The sequence below is a fragment of the Mesorhizobium sp. M1143 genome, from assembly GCF_040318435.1.
GTDB lineage: Bacteria > Pseudomonadota > Alphaproteobacteria > Rhizobiales > Rhizobiaceae > Mesorhizobium.
The window spans coordinates 124,198-142,910 of the sequence record NZ_JAMYMJ010000007.1 but is presented as its reverse complement, the minus strand read 5'-3'; the positions used below and the strand labels follow the sequence as shown (position 1 = coordinate 142,910).

The 18,713-nt window shown below is 62.5% G+C and carries 20 protein-coding genes; 18 read left to right on the top strand and 2 right to left on the bottom strand.

Translation table 11 applies throughout. The features are described 5' to 3' along the window. Positions 1 to 71: 71 nt before the first annotated feature. From NKH35_RS08535 to NKH35_RS08500, 8 genes are all read left to right on the top strand, one after another. Positions 72 to 1,094, top strand: coding sequence for a LacI family DNA-binding transcriptional regulator (locus NKH35_RS08535; protein ID WP_352521151.1), 1,023 nt, complete (start codon positions 72 to 74; stop codon positions 1,092 to 1,094). Positions 1,095 to 1,265: 171 nt separating this feature from the next. After that, a complete protein-coding gene (locus NKH35_RS08530; protein WP_023710094.1) occupies positions 1,266 to 2,279 on the top strand; it encodes an SIS domain-containing protein in 1,014 nt (337 codons plus the stop codon). Between the two features lie 28 nt (positions 2,280 to 2,307). After that, complete coding sequence (locus tag NKH35_RS08525) at positions 2,308 to 3,630, top strand: ABC transporter substrate-binding protein (RefSeq protein WP_352521152.1); 1,323 nt, start codon at positions 2,308 to 2,310, stop codon at positions 3,628 to 3,630. Between the two features lie 11 nt (positions 3,631 to 3,641). After that, the gene (locus NKH35_RS08520; RefSeq protein WP_023682778.1) at positions 3,642 to 4,601 is read left to right on the top strand and encodes a carbohydrate ABC transporter permease; all 960 of its coding nucleotides are present in this window, start codon (positions 3,642 to 3,644) and stop codon (positions 4,599 to 4,601) included. A 38-nt stretch (positions 4,602 to 4,639) separates the two neighbouring features. Continuing rightward, positions 4,640 to 5,458, top strand: a complete 819-nt coding sequence (locus NKH35_RS08515) for a carbohydrate ABC transporter permease (protein ID WP_352914156.1) — start codon at positions 4,640 to 4,642, stop codon at positions 5,456 to 5,458. A 21-nt stretch (positions 5,459 to 5,479) separates the two neighbouring features. Beyond that, on the top strand, positions 5,480 to 6,334 hold the full coding sequence (locus NKH35_RS08510) for a sugar phosphate isomerase/epimerase family protein (RefSeq protein WP_352914154.1): 855 nt from the start codon (positions 5,480 to 5,482) through the stop codon (positions 6,332 to 6,334). After that, positions 6,331 to 7,194 carry a PfkB family carbohydrate kinase gene (locus NKH35_RS08505; RefSeq protein ID WP_352914151.1) on the top strand — a complete coding sequence of 288 codons (864 nt, stop codon included), beginning with the start codon at positions 6,331 to 6,333 and terminating at the stop codon, positions 7,192 to 7,194. Before NKH35_RS08510 ends, NKH35_RS08505 begins: the two co-directional genes overlap by 4 nt. Continuing rightward, positions 7,191 to 8,609, top strand: a complete 1,419-nt coding sequence (locus NKH35_RS08500) for an NAD(P)/FAD-dependent oxidoreductase (protein ID WP_352914148.1) — start codon at positions 7,191 to 7,193, stop codon at positions 8,607 to 8,609. Before NKH35_RS08505 ends, NKH35_RS08500 begins: the two co-directional genes overlap by 4 nt. Before the next feature lie 177 nt (positions 8,610 to 8,786). Here NKH35_RS08500 and NKH35_RS08495 read toward each other — a convergent pair whose 3' ends face one another. Beyond that, complete coding sequence (locus NKH35_RS08495; RefSeq protein WP_023667753.1) at positions 8,787 to 9,881, bottom strand: LacI family DNA-binding transcriptional regulator; 1,095 nt, start codon at positions 9,879 to 9,881, stop codon at positions 8,787 to 8,789. A gap of 213 nt (positions 9,882 to 10,094) precedes the next feature. On the opposite strand from NKH35_RS08495, the gene NKH35_RS08490 reads away from it, so the two are divergent. From NKH35_RS08490 to NKH35_RS08445, 10 genes are all read left to right on the top strand, one after another. Continuing rightward, positions 10,095 to 10,937, top strand: a complete 843-nt coding sequence (locus NKH35_RS08490; protein ID WP_023825904.1) for an ABC transporter substrate-binding protein — start codon at positions 10,095 to 10,097, stop codon at positions 10,935 to 10,937. A 94-nt stretch (positions 10,938 to 11,031) separates the two neighbouring features. After that, entirely contained in the window at positions 11,032 to 12,573 is a 1,542-nt protein-coding gene (locus NKH35_RS08485) for an amino acid ABC transporter permease/ATP-binding protein (protein WP_352805792.1), read from the top strand. Positions 12,574 to 12,633: 60 nt separating this feature from the next. Continuing rightward, the gene (locus tag NKH35_RS08480) at positions 12,634 to 13,761 is read left to right on the top strand and encodes an NAD(P)/FAD-dependent oxidoreductase (RefSeq protein ID WP_352914145.1); all 1,128 of its coding nucleotides are present in this window, start codon (positions 12,634 to 12,636) and stop codon (positions 13,759 to 13,761) included. A gap of 180 nt (positions 13,762 to 13,941) precedes the next feature. Beyond that, complete coding sequence (locus NKH35_RS08475) at positions 13,942 to 14,157, top strand: hypothetical protein (RefSeq protein WP_352914142.1); 216 nt, start codon at positions 13,942 to 13,944, stop codon at positions 14,155 to 14,157. Between the two features lie 13 nt (positions 14,158 to 14,170). Next, positions 14,171 to 14,416, top strand: a complete 246-nt coding sequence (locus NKH35_RS08470) for a hypothetical protein (protein ID WP_352446583.1) — start codon at positions 14,171 to 14,173, stop codon at positions 14,414 to 14,416. 174 nt (positions 14,417 to 14,590) lie between these two features. Then, positions 14,591 to 14,779 carry a hypothetical protein gene (locus tag NKH35_RS08465; RefSeq protein WP_352914140.1) on the top strand — a complete coding sequence of 63 codons (189 nt, stop codon included), beginning with the start codon at positions 14,591 to 14,593 and terminating at the stop codon, positions 14,777 to 14,779. Positions 14,780 to 14,911: 132 nt separating this feature from the next. Then, the gene (locus NKH35_RS08460) at positions 14,912 to 15,055 is read left to right on the top strand and encodes a hypothetical protein (RefSeq protein ID WP_352914138.1); all 144 of its coding nucleotides are present in this window, start codon (positions 14,912 to 14,914) and stop codon (positions 15,053 to 15,055) included. 9 nt (positions 15,056 to 15,064) lie between these two features. Next, positions 15,065 to 16,831 carry a thiamine pyrophosphate-dependent enzyme gene (locus NKH35_RS08455; protein ID WP_352914136.1) on the top strand — a complete coding sequence of 589 codons (1,767 nt, stop codon included), beginning with the start codon at positions 15,065 to 15,067 and terminating at the stop codon, positions 16,829 to 16,831. 25 nt (positions 16,832 to 16,856) lie between these two features. Beyond that, positions 16,857 to 17,021, top strand: a complete 165-nt coding sequence (locus tag NKH35_RS08450) for a hypothetical protein (RefSeq protein ID WP_023667762.1) — start codon at positions 16,857 to 16,859, stop codon at positions 17,019 to 17,021. Positions 17,022 to 17,079: 58 nt separating this feature from the next. Continuing rightward, positions 17,080 to 17,892, top strand: a complete 813-nt coding sequence (locus tag NKH35_RS08445; RefSeq protein ID WP_280940448.1) for an SDR family oxidoreductase — start codon at positions 17,080 to 17,082, stop codon at positions 17,890 to 17,892. A 306-nt stretch (positions 17,893 to 18,198) separates the two neighbouring features. Here NKH35_RS08445 and NKH35_RS08440 read toward each other — a convergent pair whose 3' ends face one another. Continuing rightward, complete coding sequence (locus NKH35_RS08440; protein ID WP_023732303.1) at positions 18,199 to 18,711, bottom strand: OmpA family protein; 513 nt, start codon at positions 18,709 to 18,711, stop codon at positions 18,199 to 18,201. Positions 18,712 to 18,713 lie beyond the last annotated feature (2 nt).

The following is an 18,713-nucleotide window of genomic DNA, read 5'->3' as shown; positions in this document are numbered from 1 at the left end:
CACAACGATGCCGGCAAGACGAGCCGAGGATGATCTGACGCAATGTTCAGATCCAAGAAGGACGGTTACCTGTGGCCCAGAAAGGAATCACACTAAAGGACGTTGCCGCAGCGGCTAAGGTGTCGCGCGCCACGGCCGCCCGGGCGCTCAACAGCTATGGTTACGTTGGCGACGAGACGGCGCTCCGCGTGGTTGAGGCAGCCGAAAGGCTGGGCTATCGGGCCAACCTCGTCGCGCAGGCGCTGCGCAGCGGACAATTGCCGATCATAGGCTTCGTGCCCGGCGATATCCAGAATCCGTTCTTCGCCCGAATCGCGCACGACATAGAGGTGGAACTGCGCAAGCACCGCCACAATCTTCTGATTGCCAGCAGCGAGGAGAATGTAGAACAGGAGAAAGAACTGCTTGAGAGCCTTCGCTCGCTCAGCATTCGCGGCTTCATCCTTGCCCCAACGTCTGCAACCGACAGCCACCATATCGTGCAACTGGCCCGCGAAGGCGCACCGATCGTGCTCATCGACCGCGTGGTAAAGGACCTGCAATGCGACAGCGTCGTCGTCGACAACGAGGGCGGGGCACGCGAGGCAGTGGACTATCTGGTTGGCAACGGTCACCACCGGATCGGTCTTTTGCGCGACGAGTCACGCATCTTTACGGCACAGGAACGCTTGGCTGGCTACCAAAACTCGCTCCACTCGCATGGGATCGCAGTCGATGAAGCGCTCATCGGCGTATCGCGCTCGACCGTCGAGCACGCCATCGAAGCCACGATCCGCCTGTTCAGCCGGCGCAATCGCCCGACCGCACTGTTCACGGTGGACAGCCTCATGACGCAAGGCGCGCTTCTTGGCCTGCGTTCAATGGGGCTCTCGATTCCGCATGATGTGTCGGTGGTTGGCTTCGATGACTTCAACCTCGCCACGTTCACCGATCCGCAGATAACGGTCGTGGCGCAACCCATCTCCGAGATCGGACCGCTCGCCGCCAGATACCTGCTGGAGCGGCTTGCCGGCAAAAAGGTTGCACCGCGCCGTACCCGATTTCAGACCCGCTTGATCGTACGCGGATCGGTTGCCCGGCGCGCTGTGCGCTAAAGAGCAAACCCCTCGATTTCGGAGAATTTCGTCTAAAGGACTTGCCTTGGCGAAATTGCGTGCCCATTATTGCTTGTGAGATCGATCTCACATCGGAAAACGAGCTAGACGGCCCACCGACGCCTAAGGCGGGCTAGAGGCCTGTCACACGCGAAATACAAGGAAAACGTCATGCTGAACTTCGATAGGGACCGCTTCGTGAAGATCCAAAGCGGGGCCGTCGCCGTCGCAGGTGAGGTTCGCTCACTGATGCGCACACTGCTGGCAGATGGCGTCGAGCGGCTGTTTTTCATGGGCACCGGCGGCGTGCAGCTTCTAACCTCGCCCGCGATCGAGTTGGCGCAGCGCTGTTCCACCTTCCCGGTGAGCGGTGCCTATCCGGCGCAGGTCGTGATCGATCCGCCCGCCGGTCTCGACAGCAAGGCCGTGGTGGTCATCCCGTCCTTGTCGGGCACGACCAAGGAAGGCGTCGAGCTCATGGCCTTTCTGAAAAAACGTGGTGTGCGCACGATTTCGCTCACCGGCCATTCGGATACGCCAATCGCACGGGAGGCTGACCACAATTTCACGAACTTCGCCGAAGACGACACCTCGTCGGAATCCTTCTACCTGCAGACGCTGCTGATCGTCCTGGCCCTGCTGGAAGAGCGCGGCGAATATGATGATTTTGATGGCACTGTCGCCGAACTCAAACTGCTGCCGGATCTGCTTGCCGACGCCAAGGCTGCCTTTGAGGACAGGGCGGCCGAACTGGCCCAGACAATCAAGGACGATACCTATCACATCTTCACCGGCGCCGGCTCGGTGTGGCCGGAGGCACACTATTACGGCATGTGCATCCTCGAAGAGATGCAGTGGATTCGCACCCGCCCGGTGCACGCCGCCGACTTCTTCCACGGTACGCTCGAGTTGGTCGAGCCGGGCGTCAGCGTTTTCGTGTTCAAGGGCGAAGATGCCCTTCGGCCCCTGGCCGACCGGGTCGAGAACTTCGCCAGGCGCTACACGGACCGCGTTCGCACGCTGGACGCGGCCTCGGTCAAGTTGCCGGGCATCTCCGCAAAGGTCCGCGGCATGATCTCGCCGGTTCTGCTCGCCACCTTGCTCGAGCGGCTGAGCGCCCATCTTGAGGTGCTGCGCAACCACCCGCTGACCACCCGTCGCTACTACAAACGCGTGGAATATTGATCCCCTCTTACCTCTGAAGGAGCTATCCATGAAACGTTCGCTGCAAGTCGTGGCGGTCACGGTGGCCGCGGTATCATCATTGGGGCTGTCGATAAGCGGCAGTTCCGCCGCTTCGCCGGCTGTCACGGCCGACCCAAACGCCAAGGTGGAATACACCGGCACGCTTTCGGTCCTGACGAAGTTCGGGCTGCAACAGCTGTCGCCCTATTTCGTCAACCTGGCACAGGCCTATGAGAAGCTCCATCCGGATGTGAAGGTCGAACTTATCCAGGAGAGCGACGACAGCGTGAAGGGCAAGACCAAGACGCTGGTCGCTTCCAACTCGCTGCCCGATATCTATTTCTCCTGGACAGGCAGCTGGGGTGGCAATTTCGTGCGCGGCAATCGCGCCGTTGATCTCACGCCCGTCATTGCTGCCGATACCGAGTGGGGCAAGTCGCTGTCTCCAGCCGCCGTCAAGGCGTTCCAATACAACGGCAAGTTCTATGGCATTCCGCTTTACCAGGATGCCAAGTTCATGGGCTACAACAAGCAGATCTTCGCCAAGCTCAGCCTCAAGGCACCCGGCACTTTCGAGGAATTGCTGACCAGCTGCGACGCCATCCGCAAATCCGGCGTGACACCGATCTCCTTCGGCAACAAGGAGGCCTGGCCGGCAATCCACTTTGCAGGCCAGCTGCTCGCCTACAACGTGCCGCAGGCAACGCTGGAACGCGACTTCGATCCGGCCACCGCCCAATACACCGACCCAGGCTATATCGCAGCACTCAAGCAGTTCAGCCAGCTTGTCGAGCGCTGCACCGATGGCGCCGGCGTCAACGGCACATCCTATGCCTCGGCTCTCCAGGCCTTCACCAACGCGCAGTCGGCCATGTACTACCAGGAGATCATCGAGTTCGATCAGGCCGCCACGCCGGAGTCGGCGTTAAAGCCCGCCGATTTCGGATTCTTCCGGCTGCCGGTGCCCGCCGGCGCCAAGGGTGACGCCAGGTCGATCGAGGGCGCGCCGGAGGGCTACATGATCAATGCGGCATCGAAGAACATCCCGCTGGCGATCGATTTCATGAAGTTCGTGACTTCGAAGGAAAATGCGCAGGTGCTGTCTGCGCCACCCTATGGCCAGCCGAGCGCCACCATCGGCGGCGCCTCGGAATCGAACATGAGCGCGGCTGTGGTCGATGGCCTCAAGGATATCAACGCCGCCTCATACCTCATGCCCTGGCTGGATACGGCCAACCCACCGCGCGTCGCCGCCGTCTGGCTGTCCAGCCTGCAGGCGCTGGCGGGCGGCTCGATGACGCCCGAGCAAGTGATGGACGAGGTGCGCAAAGCCGCATCCGCGGCCAAATAAAGCAGGCGAGCATGGCAAGGGCCTCGGACACAGTGGACAGCGGCGCCGACATCGGCGTCGCCAGGCCGCAACGGCCAAAGAGCCGGCGGGCCTGCTTCGCCAACCTGTTGTCGTTGCGATGGGCGGCGATCGCGCTCATCCTCATCGGCTGGTTCGTCTATTATCCGATCGTCGACAATTTCATCGTCAGCACCACCGACCAGGACATCTACACCGGCGAGGTCACCAATGTCGGCCTCGCCAACTACGACCGGCTGCTGCATGACCCGGTCGTGCTGCTGGCGCTGTGGAACAACTGCCTCTACGCTCTCATCTCCGTCATCTTCCAGGTCTTCGGCGCGTTCCTGCTGGCGGCCATTATCGAGGACCTGAAAAGCGAAAGCTGGCGCCGGCTGTGGCGCGCCGTCTATTTCGTGCCGTCGGCAATCTCGATCACGGTGACCGGCCTGCTGTTTTATTTCATCTACCAGCCGCAGATCGGCTTGCTGGATGCCGCGCTCAGCCGTGTTGGACTGAGCCAGCTCGTCATGCCTTGGCTCGGCAATGAGCACACCGCCATCTATGCCATCATCGCCATGAGCCAATGGCAGGGTTTTGGCTATTCGACGCTGCTGTTCGCCATTGCCATCCAGAAGATCCCGCGCGACCTCTACGATGCCGCAACGATCGACGGCGCGGGTCCGCTTCGCCGCCTGTGGAGCATCACCTTTCCGCTCACCCGGGAAATGACGGGGTTGATGATCATCGTCACCATCACGGGCGCGTTCCAGGTGTTCAACGAGGTTATGGTGATGACCGCAGGCGGGCCCAACAACAGCAGCCAGGTGCTGGGCACGTGGCTCTACCAGAAGGCCTTCATCGAGGACAATTTCGGCTATGGCGCGGCGATCGCCGCCGTCATCTTCATGTTGACCATGCTCACAGGTGCGGCACAGCTCTGGTACACCAAGCGCCGCCGGGTGCAGCTATGAGTGCGATGGTCGCAGCCGGTCGCAGCCGGAACGTGAATGTGTGGTCGGTCATCGCCAGGACATTGCTCTATTCGTTCCTGGTCTGCCTTGGTGTCGTCGTCATCTATCCGCTGATCTGGATGGCGCTGAGCGGCTTCAAGGACAATGCGCAGATCTTCGGCGATCCCTTCGCCCTGCCCACCCGTTGGTCGTGGAACAATTACATGCAGGCATGGAACCAGGGCGTGCGTGGCTACGTGACAGTCTCGGTGCTGGTGACCGTCGCTTCGGCCATATGCACCGTCCTGATCAGCGCCTGGACGGCCTTCGGCCTGACCCGCACCAAGATGTCGGCAAAGCCGCTGGTTATTGCCATCGTTCTGGGCGGCTTGATGCTGAGCCCCACCGTGGCGATCATTCCACTGGTGAAGATGTTGCAGGCGCTCGGTCTCTACAACACCTACTGGGCGCTGATCATTCTCTACACGGCGTTCCGGGTGCCGTTCACCACCTTCCTCATCCGCGCCTACATGCTGGATCTGCCTGAAGACATCGACGAGGCGGCGACGATGGATGGCGCCAGCGAGGGTCAGATCTTCTGGCGCATCACCTTGCCGCTGTGCCGGCCGATAATCATCTCCTGCGTCATCCTGCACGTCCTGTTCGCCTGGAACGAATATCTCTTCGCCATGATCTTCACGAGCGGCTCGGATGTGCAGACGCTGCCGGTCGGACTGACGTCGATCATGGCAACCCACGGGACCAACTATGCCGTGGTGTTCGCGGCCATGACGATCTCGGCGCTGCCTATCGTGATCGTGTTCTTTGCCGCACAACGCTACTTCATCCGTGGCTTGGCCGAAGGCATCGGCAAATAACAATTCCCGAAAGGAGCCTTCATGCCGCAGCTCGCTGCTCATCAGCTGATCGGAGCCAATTTCAGCTTCCAGCACTTCCCCTTCGATGAGGTCGCCAGGACGATCCGAGGCTTTGGCCTGCGCGAGATCGAGCTGTGGGGGATTGCCCAGCATCTGGACCTGTTCCACGCCACGGACGCACGTGTCGAATCCGTTCGCCGGGTACTCGCCGACAACGAGCGGTCGGCCTGGTGCTTTACGCCTGAGCAGGTGTTGTATCCAATCAACATTGCCTCCGGCGACGCCGCACTGCGCCAGGACAGCATCGAGCGGTTTTGGCGTGCAGCCGACATCTGCGCGGCGCTTGGCGCCCGCTATCTCTTCCTGACGCCCGGCCGGGGCTACGAGAGCGAACCCCGGCAACCGGCATGGGACCGCGCGGTCGGTTCGATCGGCGAGATCGCCCGGCGCGCCGCCGCAAACGGGGTGCGCTGCCTGCTCGAGCCGTTGCAGCGGTTCGAGAGCAACCTCGTCAATGATGCGGCAGGCCTGCGCCAAATGCTGGATGAGGTGGGCGCCGGCAACGTCGATGTCGTGCTCGACACTGTCGCCATGGCCACGGCCGGCGACACCGTGGCCGGCTATGTCGACCTGTTCGGCTCGCGGCTGGCGCATGTCCATCTGGTCGACGGCACACCAGGCGGGCATCTGGTGTGGGGGGATGGTACGCTGCCGCTCGGCCACTATGTCAGCGAGCTCGCGCGCCTGGGCTATGCCGGAAAGTTCACCTTCGAGCCGTTCGGCAACGGCTCCTACGCGCTCGATCCGGTAAAAGCCTGGACACGCTGCCTTGGCGCCATCGCGCCATACCTCAATTGCGCAACGGTGCCGGCATGACGTCGAAGAAGCTTATCGCGGTCGGGGACAATTGCCTTGATGCCTATTTGACCAACAACTTGATGACGGTGGGCGGCAACGCCTTGAATGTCGCGGCGCAATGGCGGCGCAACGGCCGGTCCGCGCGCTATTTCGGCGCCGTCGGGAACGATCCCGAAGGCGACGTGGTGCTTGCCGAACTGCAAGGTGCCGGCCTATCCCCGGACGATGTCGAACGGCGTCGCGGCGATACGGCCGTCACCTTGCTGCGCGATGAATCCGGCGACCGGAAGTTCCTGCACGAATCCTTCGGTGTGGGCGAAAACTACATGCCGGCGCCCGCGCATTATGCGGTCATCGCCGCGGCCGACTGGGTGCATCTCGGCACCAACGCCAACAAGCACCTTGTTCAACGATTGGTGGCGGACCATGTGCCGTTCAGCATCGATCTATCGACTGCCCATATGGCGCTGCCGCTCGACGGTGTCCCGCTTGTGTTTGCGTCCGGACCGGACGATGTCGATGTTCCCATCGAGCCATCGCTGGGCGCGCTCAGGGCGGCCGGCGCAAGGCAGGTAGTTTTGACCTGTGGTCGACGCGGCTCCTACTTCGACGATGGCACGAATGTCGTGCATGCGCCGGCGACCCTTGTCGATGTCGTGGATACGTGTGGCGCCGGCGACAGTTTCATTGCCACCTTCCTCGCCGGCTTCCATTTCGGCGGCCTCGGCGCCCTGGAGGCATTGCACAGGGCGTCGATCGCGGCGGCGCAGACCTGCACCCATCTTGGCGGGTTTCCCCAGAGACCGCGTCCGATACCCGATTGGCTGCCAGCCAAATATGCCAGCTTCATTGTCGATGCGCAGGGAGCCCAAGCGTGAGTACAATTCGTTTGCGGCAGCCTGCGGTCGCGCTTGCATCTGACCGGTCGTTTTGGCTGCAGGACATTGCCGCCGCCCCTGCGACCGAGCCATTGCGAGGCGACGAGCGCGCCGACGTGGTGATCGTCGGTGGCGGCTATACCGGTCTGTGGACGGCGCTGCGGATCCTTGAACTGGCGCCGCAAACGCGGGTGGTGATCCTTGAAGCCGATCTGTGCGGATCGGGGGCCTCGGGGCGCAACGGCGGTCAGGTCCATTCATGGTTCGCCGAAATCGACCAGATCAGTGCGGTCGTCGGTCTCGAGGAAGCGCGCCTGCTGTGCGCCGACACGGTGGCATCGATCGCGGAGCTGAAGGCGCTGCAGCAAAACGGCACCATAGACATGGACCTGAGGCTGGACGGATGGCTGTGGACAGCAAGCTCCATTGCGCAGGAAGGCGCCTGGGAGACCGCCGTGGCCTTGACGGCGGCTGTTGGAGAAAACCGTTTCAGCCCGCTGACAGCCGAGGACATTCAACGCCGCACCGGTTCATCGGCCTCCTATGTCGGCGTGGTCGAGACCACTGCCGGCACGGTCCATCCCGCCAAACTTGCCATCGGATTGCGCAAGCTGGCACTGGCACGCGGCGTCATCATCCACGAGCGCAGCCCGGTCCTCGCCATCGAACCCGGCATGACATGCACGGTGCGCACGGCGCATGGCGCGGTACGGGCTGACAAAATCGTGCTTGCCGCCAACGCCTGGCTTTCCGCGCTGCCGGAACTGCGGCGGCATCTTTATGTGGTCGGCAGCGAGGTGATTGCCACTGCCGCCGTTCCCGAACTGCTCGACAGCATCGGCTGGCGCGACGGTGCCTCGATCTGCGATTCCCAAGCCCAGGTGCTCTACTACCAGCGCACCATCGGGGGCAGGGTGGTCTTCGGTCGTGGCAGCGGCAACGTCGCCTTCAGTGGAAATTTCGGCGCCAGCTTCAACCGCAGCCCGGAGCACGGCCGCGACAATATGCGAGAGCTGCATCGGGTCTACCCGTCGCTGCGCGGTGTGGCGATCGAATATGACTGGTCGGGGCCGATCGACTGCGTGCCTGAACACGTTCCTGTCTTCGACCACCTGCGCGATCATCCCAATATCTTCTACGGCATGGGATTTAACGGCACCGGCATCGCGCAGACGCCGATAGCCGGACGCATTCTGGCGAGCCTGGTGCTCGAGCGAAAGGATCGCTGGAGCGAAAGCGGTCTGGTCGGCATCGAGCGGCGCATGTCGCTGCCGCCCGAGCCTTTGCGTTATCTCGGCGCCAGACTTGTCCGCGCCGCGGTGCGCCGCAAGAACGAGGCCGAGATCCGCAACCGCAAGGCCGGCAGGATCAGCAGTCTTTTGGCGGCCCTGAAGCCAGGCAGGCGCAAGAAGTAGCCGGGCATCTGGCTCATCGTCACGCTCTTCAAACCATGAGCCGGCACGTGCCGTCCCGATGACGGTGGACGCGGCATTGCGATCAGGGTGTTTGCTGGGTTGATCGACGTACATTCTTAAAGCGGAGTGCGTCGACCTTGTTCTAACGTATTCATGTGGGCCGTACCGCCGCCAGGCCTATGCTTGGCGCACTTGCGGCTTTCCATCCGAGGGCGGGCCAACGGATCCGCGTGCAATGATGGCGGTCGGCAAAACGAGCCTTTCCGCCGGGCGGGAATCTCCCTTCAATCGCCGGATGAGCAATTCCGCGACGCTCTTGCCAAGCGCGTAGACGGGCTGGTCGATAACGGTGATGGGCGGCGTGGTGACGCTCGTCCAGTCCGCATCATGGAAAGTGATGAGCGAAATGTCGTCGGGAACCCGCAGGCCGCGCTCGCGGGTCACCTTGAAGATCTCCAGCGCAATGACGCTGTCGGAGGCGAGGATCGCCGTCGGCCGATCCGGCGCCGACAGCATCTCGCCGGCAACCCTGCGCGTTTCGGTGGGGCTTGTCGCGCCAAGGCGAACAAAGCGTTCTGGCCGATCAAGTCCGGCCTCTCGGCACACGGTGAGGAAACCGTCGATGCGCTCACGGACCGACGAGGTGTAGATCTGCCCGAGATCGCGGTACTCGTGCCCTTCGGCGTCGACCGCGGTCACATAGGCGATGTTGCGGTGGCCGGCATCGGCTAGAAAGCGGGTCGCCAGCATGGCGATGCCGCGATCGTCGGTCGTGACCGTATCGACATCCAGATCTGCCAGCGCCCTATCCAGCAGGGCAAGCGGTCGGCCCGAGCGGTGGATATCGCGCAGGTGCGCGATGTCGCGCGATTCCGACGGCGTGACGATCAGCCCGTCGACGCGCTTGCCGATGAGCAGTTTCACGGCCGCCTTTTCCGCCTCGATCTTCTCGCCGGAATTGGCCAGGATGACGTTGAACCCGGCTGCCTTTGCCGCGTCGCTGATGCCGCGTACCGCGAGGCTGAAGAACGGGTTCTCGATGTCGCCGACAACCACGCCGATGATGCCGGAGCGGCCGGTCGTCATGCTGCGGGCGAGCTCGTTCGCACGATAGTCCAAGGCCTTGGCCGCGGCCATGACTTCCGCGCGGATCATGTCGCTGACGACGCCGTATCCGCCGAGCACGCGCGCGGCTGTCGCTTTCGAAACATTGGCCGCGCGGGCGACGTCGCTGACCGTTATCGACGGGGTCTTGGGGGCGGTTCTTTTCATCGGATGACGACTACAAGAGTTGTTGACGGGAGGTCAACGTGGCGATAACGATTAACAAAGAGACCGGTCTCACGCAATATGAGACCGGTCTCTTTAGAAGGAGTGGAGCCGAGAGGCGTGACGGACCGTAATCTCGTCAAGGGCATGTCGGGGCGCCAGATGGCGGCTCGACGTAAATACCAAGAAGAACAGACCTTCAGAGTGGAGAAAGACATGAGCAGCAAAGAAATCCTCAAGTCGTTGATGTGCCCGGTCAGAACCGGCGCAATGGCTCTTATGGCGATGTGCGTCGGCGCCGGGCTGGTTTCAGGAGCGGCCGCCGCGGATGACAATCCCTATGGCCTCATTGATGCGAAGGTCATCAGCGTCGGAACCATGGGCGATGCCAAACCCTACGCTTTCACCCAGGCCGATGGGTCGTTCACCGGCTTCGACATCGAATTGTTCCGCAACGTCGCGAGCCGCCTTGGCTTCAAGCCCGACCAGGTGATCTTCACCGGCCAGGAATTCTCGGCGCTGATGCCTTCGGTTGCAAACGAGCGTTTCGATGTCGCGGTCGCGGCAATCGGCACGACGGAAGCACGCAAGAAGACCGTCGACTTTTCCGACGGGTATATCGCAGGCTATCTGTCCGTGCTTACTGCCGATAAGGCGATCACGTCGGCGGACGGGCTCAAGGGCAAACGTCTCGGCGTCGTGCAAGGCACGCTCCAGGAAATCTACGCGGCGAAGAATTTTGTCGGAACCGATCTCGTCAAATTCCCCGACAACAACTCCGCCGTTTCGGCGCTTAACAACGGAACCGTGGATGCCCACTTCCTCGATTACGAGGCTGCCAAGGACTATGGCGTTCGCTATCCGAACCTGAAGATCGCGGTCAATATTCCTTCCTTTGACGCGCCGGCCGGCTTCGTCCTGCGCAAGGGCAACGACAAGCTCCGCAATGCGCTGAACACCGCCCTTCACGCGGCCATGCAGGACGGCACCTGGAAAACGCTTTATGAAAAGTGGTTCCCCGGCTCGCCGATGCCCGACCAGTATCTTCCCAAGAAGTAGACCGTACCCGGCCGCTGGCTCTCATGCCGGCGGCCGGATTACGCCGCCGTCCTTGATGCGGACGATGTGAATAGCGCAACCGAAAGGGGGGCGAATGAACTGGCTCGAAAACCTGCGGCGCAGTTTCCTCGACTGGCAGGCCATGGCGGACGTGCTGCCCAGCATGATCACCATCGGATTGAAGAACACCTTGATCCTCGCCGCCGCGTCGACGGTGCTGGGTGTCATCCTCGGCATGATCCTGGCGGTCATGGGCATCTCGCAATCGCGCTGGCTGCGCATTCCGGCGCGGGTCTACACGGATATATTCCGTGGGCTGCCGGCGATCGTCACCATCCTGCTGATAGGCCAGGGCTTTGCCCGCATCGGCCGTGAAATCTTCGGCCCTTCGCCCTTTCCGCTCGGCATTCTTGCGCTGAGCCTGATCGCCGGCGCCTATATCGGCGAAATCTTCCGCTCGGGCATCCAGAGCGTCGAGCGCGGGCAGATGGAGGCCTGCAGGGCGCTCAGCATGAGCTACGGCCAAGGCATGCGCCTGATCGTGATACCGCAAGGCATCCGCCGCGTCTTGCCGGCCCTCGTCAACCAGTTCATCGGCAACGTCAAGGATTCAAGCCTTGTCTACTTCCTCGGTCTGCTCGCCTCGGAGCGCGAGATCTTCCGTGTCGGTCAGGACCAGGCAGTGGTCACCGGAAACCTCTCGCCATTGCTTCTGGCCGGCGTGTTCTATCTCGTCATCACCGTGCCGTTGACCCATGTGGTCAACTACATCGACAACTCGCTGCGGGTCGGAAAGCAAAAGGCCGGCCTCGTCATCAGCGGCCTGGCCGAAGTGAGCGAACTGGAGGGCGCCACGGGCAGTGCACCTTCGGAGGCCGGCTCTGATGCCGGCTCAGCGCTGCCCCGCTTCAAGGGCGGCAGTCTCGCCATCACCGATCTCGACATGGCCTATGGCGACCTCGATGTTCTCAAAGGCGTCAGCCTGGCAGTCAAGCCTGGCACGGTCACATGCGTGATTGGCCCATCAGGTTCGGGCAAGTCGACCCTGCTGCGCTGCCTCAACCGCCTGGTCGAGCCCAAGGGCGGTGAGGTGTTGCTCGATGGTGCGAGCATCCTGGCGATGAAGCCTGAAAAACTGCGCCGGCGTGTCGGCATGGTTTTCCAGCAGTTCAATCTGTTTCCCGACCACACCGCGCTCGAAAACGTCATGCTGTCGCTGACCAAGGTAAAGGGGCTCCCTGTACAGGAAGCTGAGCGCATCGCCGAGGCGCGCCTTGCCGACGTCGGGCTTGCGACCCGCAAACACCATCGTCCAGGGAGCCTTTCCGGTGGCCAGCAGCAGCGTGTGGCAATCGCTCGTGCATTGGCGATGGACCCGGAGGTCATCTTGTTCGATGAGGTAACGAGCGCACTCGATCCAGAACTGGTGAAGGGTGTGCTCAACCTCATGGCGGATCTCGGCCGGCGCGGCATGACAATGGTCGTGGTGACGCATGAAATGGGCTTCGCCCGCAAGGTCGCCGATCAGGTTGTCTTCATGGATGAAGGCCGCATCATCGAGGCCGGCACGCCTGCCGCGATTTTCGACACGCCGAAAAGCCCACGTCTGAAGCACTTCCTTGCCGAAGTGCTTTGATCACGCATGAGCCCTTCAAGACGGCCGCCCAAACCAACCTCCACCAGTGAAAGATATCTCATGGCTGCATCACATCAGGTTTCCAAGGTCGTTGTTGTCGGCGGCGGCATTTTTGGCGTCTCCTCGGCCGTTCATCTTGCAAGGCTCGGCATCGAGACCGTGCTGGTCAATGATGGACCGCTCGCCAAGGGAGCTTCCGGCCGCTCGCTCGCCTGGATCAATTCGGCGCGCAGGCGCTCGGCTGAATATCATCGCCTGCGCATGATCGGTATCGACCGCTACCGCAGTTTGTCGGCGCGATGCCCGGATGCCGCCTGGCTGCGTTTCGACGGTGGCCTGACGTGGGATGCGGACGATGCCTCAAACGAGATCGCCGATGTCTTCGCTCACGAAAAACGTCTCGGCTATGATGCGCAGCATCTGTCCGCGGACGCCATAAGGTTGGTCGCGCCGGGTGTCTGCGCAAGCGCTGTCACGCCTCAAGGCGCGATCTTCAACCCGGGCGAGGGCTGGGTCGACCTGCCGTCGCTGATCGAAATATTGATCGCGGAATTCGTGGAGCGGGGCGGCCAGGTGGTCACCGAGGCCGGACGCGCTACCGTCACCGTCGCCAACGGCCGCGCCACCGGCGTCACCACCACCAGCGGGATCAGCTTCGCCGCCAACGCGGTGCTTCTGGCGACCGGTGCGGATGTGCCGCGAATGGTCGCCGTGGCCGGTCAGCGTATCGCCGATGGGACACCGATCGCGCTGCTGGTCAGGACCAAGCCAGTCGACTTGCCGCTACGCGCCGTGCTCAACACGCCGCGCGTCGCCATCCGGCCGACGCCTGATGGCGCCCTCGCGCTCGATTCTGCCTGGTCGGAAGAACAGGTGGTAGTCAATCCGGACGGGACTTATCGCGTAAAAGCATCGACCGTCCAGGGGCTTCTCGACGAAGCGTCGAATGTTCTCGACGGTCATCCGAAATTGGAATTGGAGAGCTACGGTGTCGGGCCCAAGCCAATCCCCGGAGACGGCGAGCCGGTCTTCGGCCAGTTGCGGGAGATCGAGGGGTATTACGTCGCCTTCAGCCACAGCGGCGCAACACTTGGCTTGATTGCCGGCGAACTGCTTGCAACCGAGATCGCCACCGGAACAGAGCACCCACTCCTTGCAAGCTTTCGACCGTCTCGATTTTTACTTTAGCCCGCCAATTCGCCTCGGAATGGGATGTACTGTGGCATGCCTGGAGTTTCGCTGGCCGAGACGGCGGCCGCCTGGCCGCTTACGCGCACCGAACCTGACACCGGAACATTTTCTCCACGTTGAAGTTGGACAGCGCCAGGACCGTCTTTCGCCCAAGCTCAACCAGCGCTGAGAAATTCCATGACCAACCAACACCCCAAGACCAAACATCCCACGGACAAGGATCTGCGAGACAACCCGGGAATCGGCACCTCGAGGGGCGCGGTCAAGGGCGGCGATATGCTCGACGAGAACGATGCTCTCGATGGGGACAATACGTTCGAAGGCGATGTCGAGAACGACGTCACGCCTCAGGGCGGCATCAATCCTGACCAGACCGGACGCACGAACAAGTAGGAGGCGCCTTGCCATGGCCGGCCGGAAGACCCACGAGCAGCAGCTGCGCATCATCGAAAAGCGCGAGAACACCAGCAATGCCGGCGACGATTTCATTGCCGAGGATGAGCTGAAGAGAACCAAGCAGGAGCGCGAGGCGCGGCAAGACGGCGCCAATCTACGCGACGAGGGCGTGGAATTGACCGACAAGGACGATCGCCAGATGATCCGCGGCGAAAACCAGGAGAGCGAGCACCACAAGCGCAGGCAGGACGACTAAGCCTGCCGTCTTTTTAAGGCTATCGAGGAGCCATGCCAGACTACCGGCACGCCAGGCACCGCATGGTCGAGGCGCACATCGCCCGCCGCGGTGTGCGCGACGAACGAGTCCTTTCGCCACTGAGGCGGAATCCCGCGCGAGAAATCGTCGACGAGGGGTGCGAGGAGTTCGCCTATGGGGACGGTCCGGGCGGCGTTGCGCTCTGGCTATAGGGACCTGCGAAGACGCGACCTGAACATCGGCCAGCTCTGCCGCGAGCGCTTTTGGCGATCAGGCAGCCTCGGCCACTACATGCAATCCTCGGCCTCGCAGCAGTTCGATGCCTTCGTCTGTTCGATCGCACCTCGCCTGTTCAGCCGCTGACTGCCGAACAGCGCCTCATCGGGTGGTACTGACACCTTTGCCTTCGGCACCTGAATAGGCGGCCTTGCCTTCGGGCACGGAACATCTCACCGACTTTCTGGTTAGGCAGGCCGGATGAAGGGAGCTTTGCGCATGGCCACTAATTTGGAAGACGGCAAGACCGCTCAATCTTCCGGCGACTTGCATGGCGGCAATCGCGGCGGCGACAAGGACCAGCGTAAGACTGACAAGACCGCGAACAAGAGCAGCCAGGCGGCGGGATCCGCATCGCGGTAGGACTGAGACATGCCGACCGCCGCGGACATCCTCATCGAGACGCTGATCGACTGGAACGTCGATATCATCTTTGGCCTGCCGGGCGACGGCATCAATGGCATCATGGAGGCGCTGCGCAGGCGGCAGGACCGTATCCGCTTCATTCAGGTGCGACACGAGGAATCCGCGGCGTTCATGGCGTGCGCCTACTCAAAATGGACAGGCAAGCTCGGTGTCTGCCTCGCAACTTCCGGCCCTGGCGGCACACACCTCCTGACGGGACTCTACGATGCCAAGCTCGACCAAGCGCCGGTGCTCGCCATTACCGGCATGCAGTTCCACGACCTCATCGAGACCTTCACCCAGCAGGATGTCGACTTGACGCGCGTCTTCAGCGATGTCGCCGTCTTCAACGCGCAGGTCTCCGACGCGGCGCATATGGAAAGCCTGGCCGGTCTCGCCTGCAGGTCGGCGCTGGCACGTCGCGGTGTTGCGCATCTCTCGATCGCCAGCGATGTGCAGGAGCACACGCTCGTCCAAGCCAAGCGCTCGAAGCGCAACAAACCGTCGCATACGCCGGATCGTTGGTTCGAAGGAAGCAGGCTTCCCGACGAAGAACAACTTGCGAAAGCCGCCGAGATCCTGAACGGCGCGACGAGGGTCGCGATCCTCGCCGGTAGGGGCGCGCTTGGTGCCAGGCACGAGTTGGAAGAGACGGCGGAGCTGCTTGGTGCCCCGGTCGCAAAGGCCTTGCTCGGTAAGGCTGCCTTGCCCGACGATCACCCGCTGACGACTGGCGGCATCGGAATTCTCGGCACGCTGCCGTCGCAGGAAATCATGGAGGAATGTGACGCGCTGCTCGTCGTCGGCTCGACCTTTCCCTACATCGAATACTACCCGAAGCCGGGACAGGCGCGCGGGGTGCAGATCGAGCGCGACCCGCAGCGCATCGGCCTGCGCTATCCCGTTGAGGCCGGCCTTGCCGGCGATGCCGCCGTGACGCTGCGACTGCTGAACAAGCGCCTGAAGCGCAAGGATGATCGCAGCTTCCTCGAGAAGGCGCAGGCGGGCATGCGACGCTGGCGCGAGATGATGGCGCAGTCGGAGCAAAAGGCCGCCACTTCGCTCAAGCCCCAGGTGGTCACACGCGCATTTGGGAAACGATTGCCCGATGAGGCGATCCTGGTTGCCGATTCCGGCCAGAACACCGAGATGGCGGCCCGCCATATCGAACTGCGTGACGGGCAGGCCTTCGGCGTCTCGGGCGCGCTGGCCTCGATGGCATGCGGACTGCCCTACGCGATCGCCGCGGGCCTGGCCTTTCCCGGCCGGCCGGTCTTTGCGGTCGTCGGCGACGGCGGTCTCGCGATGCAGCTCGGAGAGTTCTCGACGGCAGTTCGGTACCGGGTCTCACTCAAGGTGCTCGTGCTCAAGAACGGCATGCTCAATCAGATCGCCTGGGAGCAGATGATGTTCCTCGGTAACCCGCAATTCGCCTGCGAACTCCAGCCCATCGACTTCGCCATGGCCGCCGAAGCCATGGGCGGCATTGGCTACAGCGTCTCTCGCTCCGAGGAGGTGGAAGGCGTTCTCGACGCTGCCCTGGCTGCTGAGGGTCCGGTGGTCATCGAGGCCGTGGTCGACCCGTACGAACCGATGATGCCACCGAAGATGCCGCCGGATTATGCGAAAAATTTCCGCAAGGCGCTACCGGATACCCCCGGACGCGCGGAAATCGAGGCGAATGTGGCGCAAGAGCCGCTGAGGTCGATGATTACCGCTGGCGAGAAAGAATGACGAGCCACGCAAGAAGGAGCACGAGTTGAAGAAGACGGACAGCGGCACCGCAAATCGCGGTTCGCCGGACCTCATGGGCGGCGACCAAGCGTGCGAGTCCGAGGAATGGGGCGGTGGCTCGAAAGCCGCCAAGGGATCGATCACGGAACCGGATCGACACAACCGCAACTCCAGCCAAAAAAGGAGCTGACATGCAGGATGCCCAGCAGAAATATCCTCGGCCGCCGCTTCCCGAACAGCAGCAGGACATGCCCGGCTACACCGACGAGATGGATCCACGGCCCGACCACGGAGAGGAGAGCTATCGCGGCAGCGGTAAGCTGACGGACCGCGTCGCGCTGATCACCGGCGCGGACTCGGGCATCGGCCGGGCGGTGGCTATCGCGTTTGCACGCGAAGGCGCCGACGTCATGATCTCCTATCTTGAAGAGGACGAAGATGCGCAGGAGACGGCGCGCTTGGTCGAGGAAGCGGGGCGCAAGGCGGTGCTCGCACCCGGCGACATCTCGGACGAAATCTTCGCGCGGTCGCTTGTGCAGCGAGCTATCGATGAATGCGGGCGCCTGGACATCCTCGTCAACAATGCAGCCCACCAGGCGTCGTTCGAGAAGCTGGAGGACATCAGCGCGGAGGAATGGGATCTCACCTTTCGCACCAATGTCTATGCGATGTTCTATCTGTCCCAGGAAGCAGTGAAGCACATGGAACCCGGCTCGACCATCATCAACACATCCTCAATCAACGCGACTAGTCCCTCGCCGGCACTGCTTGCCTACGCCACTACCAAAGGAGCGATCGCCAACTTCACCGCCGGACTTGCAGGACTGGTAGCTGAACGCGGCATTCGGGTAAACGCGGTCGCTCCCGGGCCGATTTGGACGCCGCTGATCCCGTCGACAATGCCCTCTGAGAAGGTCAAGGAGTTCGGGAAGAACACACCGCTCAAGCGTCCCGGGCAACCGGCAGAGCTTGCAGCGACCTATGTGCTGCTTGCCTCGGAAGGATCGAGCTACACCACCGGCGCACTCTACGAGGTCACCGGTGGACGGCCGATGCTTTGAGCGAGCGTACCTGCCAGCTCCACGGCGCCCACTCCCGGTAGCACACCGACATGTGGCGAGGCTCATGCGCGATCAGGATCGCGGACAACCGCCACGTCCGCAAACTGGTCGAGGCGGATGCCGAAGCCTCCCACCAGACCCTGAACCGGAGGTTGGTAGACGGGAAGCTGACTTCACTCCGGGTTCAACCGGAGCGTCAGCTTTCGGAGAGGGGCAAACGCTGGGTGAATGTCCCCGATAGGCGCATTGCAGCCATGCCGCCGTCGCGTTGTGAGACTGATTTGGCGACCAGCAAAACAGTAGCCTCTACGACTCGTCCCTCTCATCGCGCAAATTAGACACGACGCGGCGGTTCTGCGACCTGCAGGCGGAGTCGGGGCAGTCGCGGACGAGCCTGTCCTTGCCGTAGCCCTTGGCCCACATGCGGTTCCGGTCTATGCCGCCGGCGGCGAGGTAGTCCATCACCGCATCGGCGCGCTGCTGTGACAGCGCCGTTTCACTTGCGCCGGGATCGTCGGCGAAACCCTGCAGCTTGAGCAGCCAGCGCGGATGCTTTGTCAACCAGGCGATCTGGGTGTCGAGGGTGGCCTTGGCGACAGAATCGAGCGCGGCCGAACCTTTCGTGAAGTAGGTGCGGCGGCCGACATTGAGGATAAAATCCTCCTCGCTGCCCGGCTGCACGTTCTGGAAGCCGGCAATCTCGGCGTTGGTGACGTCAGGCGTCGACGGGGCCAGCGTGTTGCTGGTCGAGCAGGATGCGGCCAGAACCAGCAGGCCGGCGGCGAGCAGCCGGCGCGTGTTTTCAATCATGCGGTTCATGA

What these genes read in the sequence shown, in the direction of transcription:
- NKH35_RS08530 (WP_023710094.1), top strand. Translation starts at nt 1,266, where the DNA reads ATGCTGAACTTCGATAGGGACCGCTTCGTGAAGATCCAAAGCGGGGCC.
- NKH35_RS08525 (WP_352521152.1), top strand. Translation starts at nt 2,308, where the DNA reads ATGAAACGTTCGCTGCAAGTCGTGGCGGTCACGGTGGCCGCGGTATCA.
- NKH35_RS08520 (WP_023682778.1), top strand. Translation starts at nt 3,642, where the DNA reads ATGGCAAGGGCCTCGGACACAGTGGACAGCGGCGCCGACATCGGCGTC.
- NKH35_RS08510 (WP_352914154.1), top strand. Translation starts at nt 5,480, where the DNA reads ATGCCGCAGCTCGCTGCTCATCAGCTGATCGGAGCCAATTTCAGCTTC.
- NKH35_RS08505 (WP_352914151.1), top strand. Translation starts at nt 6,331, where the DNA reads ATGACGTCGAAGAAGCTTATCGCGGTCGGGGACAATTGCCTTGATGCC.
- NKH35_RS08495 (WP_023667753.1), bottom strand. Translation starts at nt 9,881, where the DNA reads ATGAAAAGAACCGCCCCCAAGACCCCGTCGATAACGGTCAGCGACGTC.
- NKH35_RS08490 (WP_023825904.1), top strand. Translation starts at nt 10,095, where the DNA reads ATGAGCAGCAAAGAAATCCTCAAGTCGTTGATGTGCCCGGTCAGAACC.
- NKH35_RS08485 (WP_352805792.1), top strand. Translation starts at nt 11,032, where the DNA reads ATGAACTGGCTCGAAAACCTGCGGCGCAGTTTCCTCGACTGGCAGGCC.
- NKH35_RS08480 (WP_352914145.1), top strand. Translation starts at nt 12,634, where the DNA reads ATGGCTGCATCACATCAGGTTTCCAAGGTCGTTGTTGTCGGCGGCGGC.
- NKH35_RS08475 (WP_352914142.1), top strand. Translation starts at nt 13,942, where the DNA reads ATGACCAACCAACACCCCAAGACCAAACATCCCACGGACAAGGATCTG.
- NKH35_RS08470 (WP_352446583.1), top strand. Translation starts at nt 14,171, where the DNA reads ATGGCCGGCCGGAAGACCCACGAGCAGCAGCTGCGCATCATCGAAAAG.
- NKH35_RS08465 (WP_352914140.1), top strand. Translation starts at nt 14,591, where the DNA reads ATGGGGACGGTCCGGGCGGCGTTGCGCTCTGGCTATAGGGACCTGCGA.
- NKH35_RS08460 (WP_352914138.1), top strand. Translation starts at nt 14,912, where the DNA reads ATGGCCACTAATTTGGAAGACGGCAAGACCGCTCAATCTTCCGGCGAC.
- NKH35_RS08455 (WP_352914136.1), top strand. Translation starts at nt 15,065, where the DNA reads ATGCCGACCGCCGCGGACATCCTCATCGAGACGCTGATCGACTGGAAC.
- NKH35_RS08445 (WP_280940448.1), top strand. Translation starts at nt 17,080, where the DNA reads ATGCCCGGCTACACCGACGAGATGGATCCACGGCCCGACCACGGAGAG.
- NKH35_RS08440 (WP_023732303.1), bottom strand. Translation starts at nt 18,711, where the DNA reads ATGAACCGCATGATTGAAAACACGCGCCGGCTGCTCGCCGCCGGCCTG.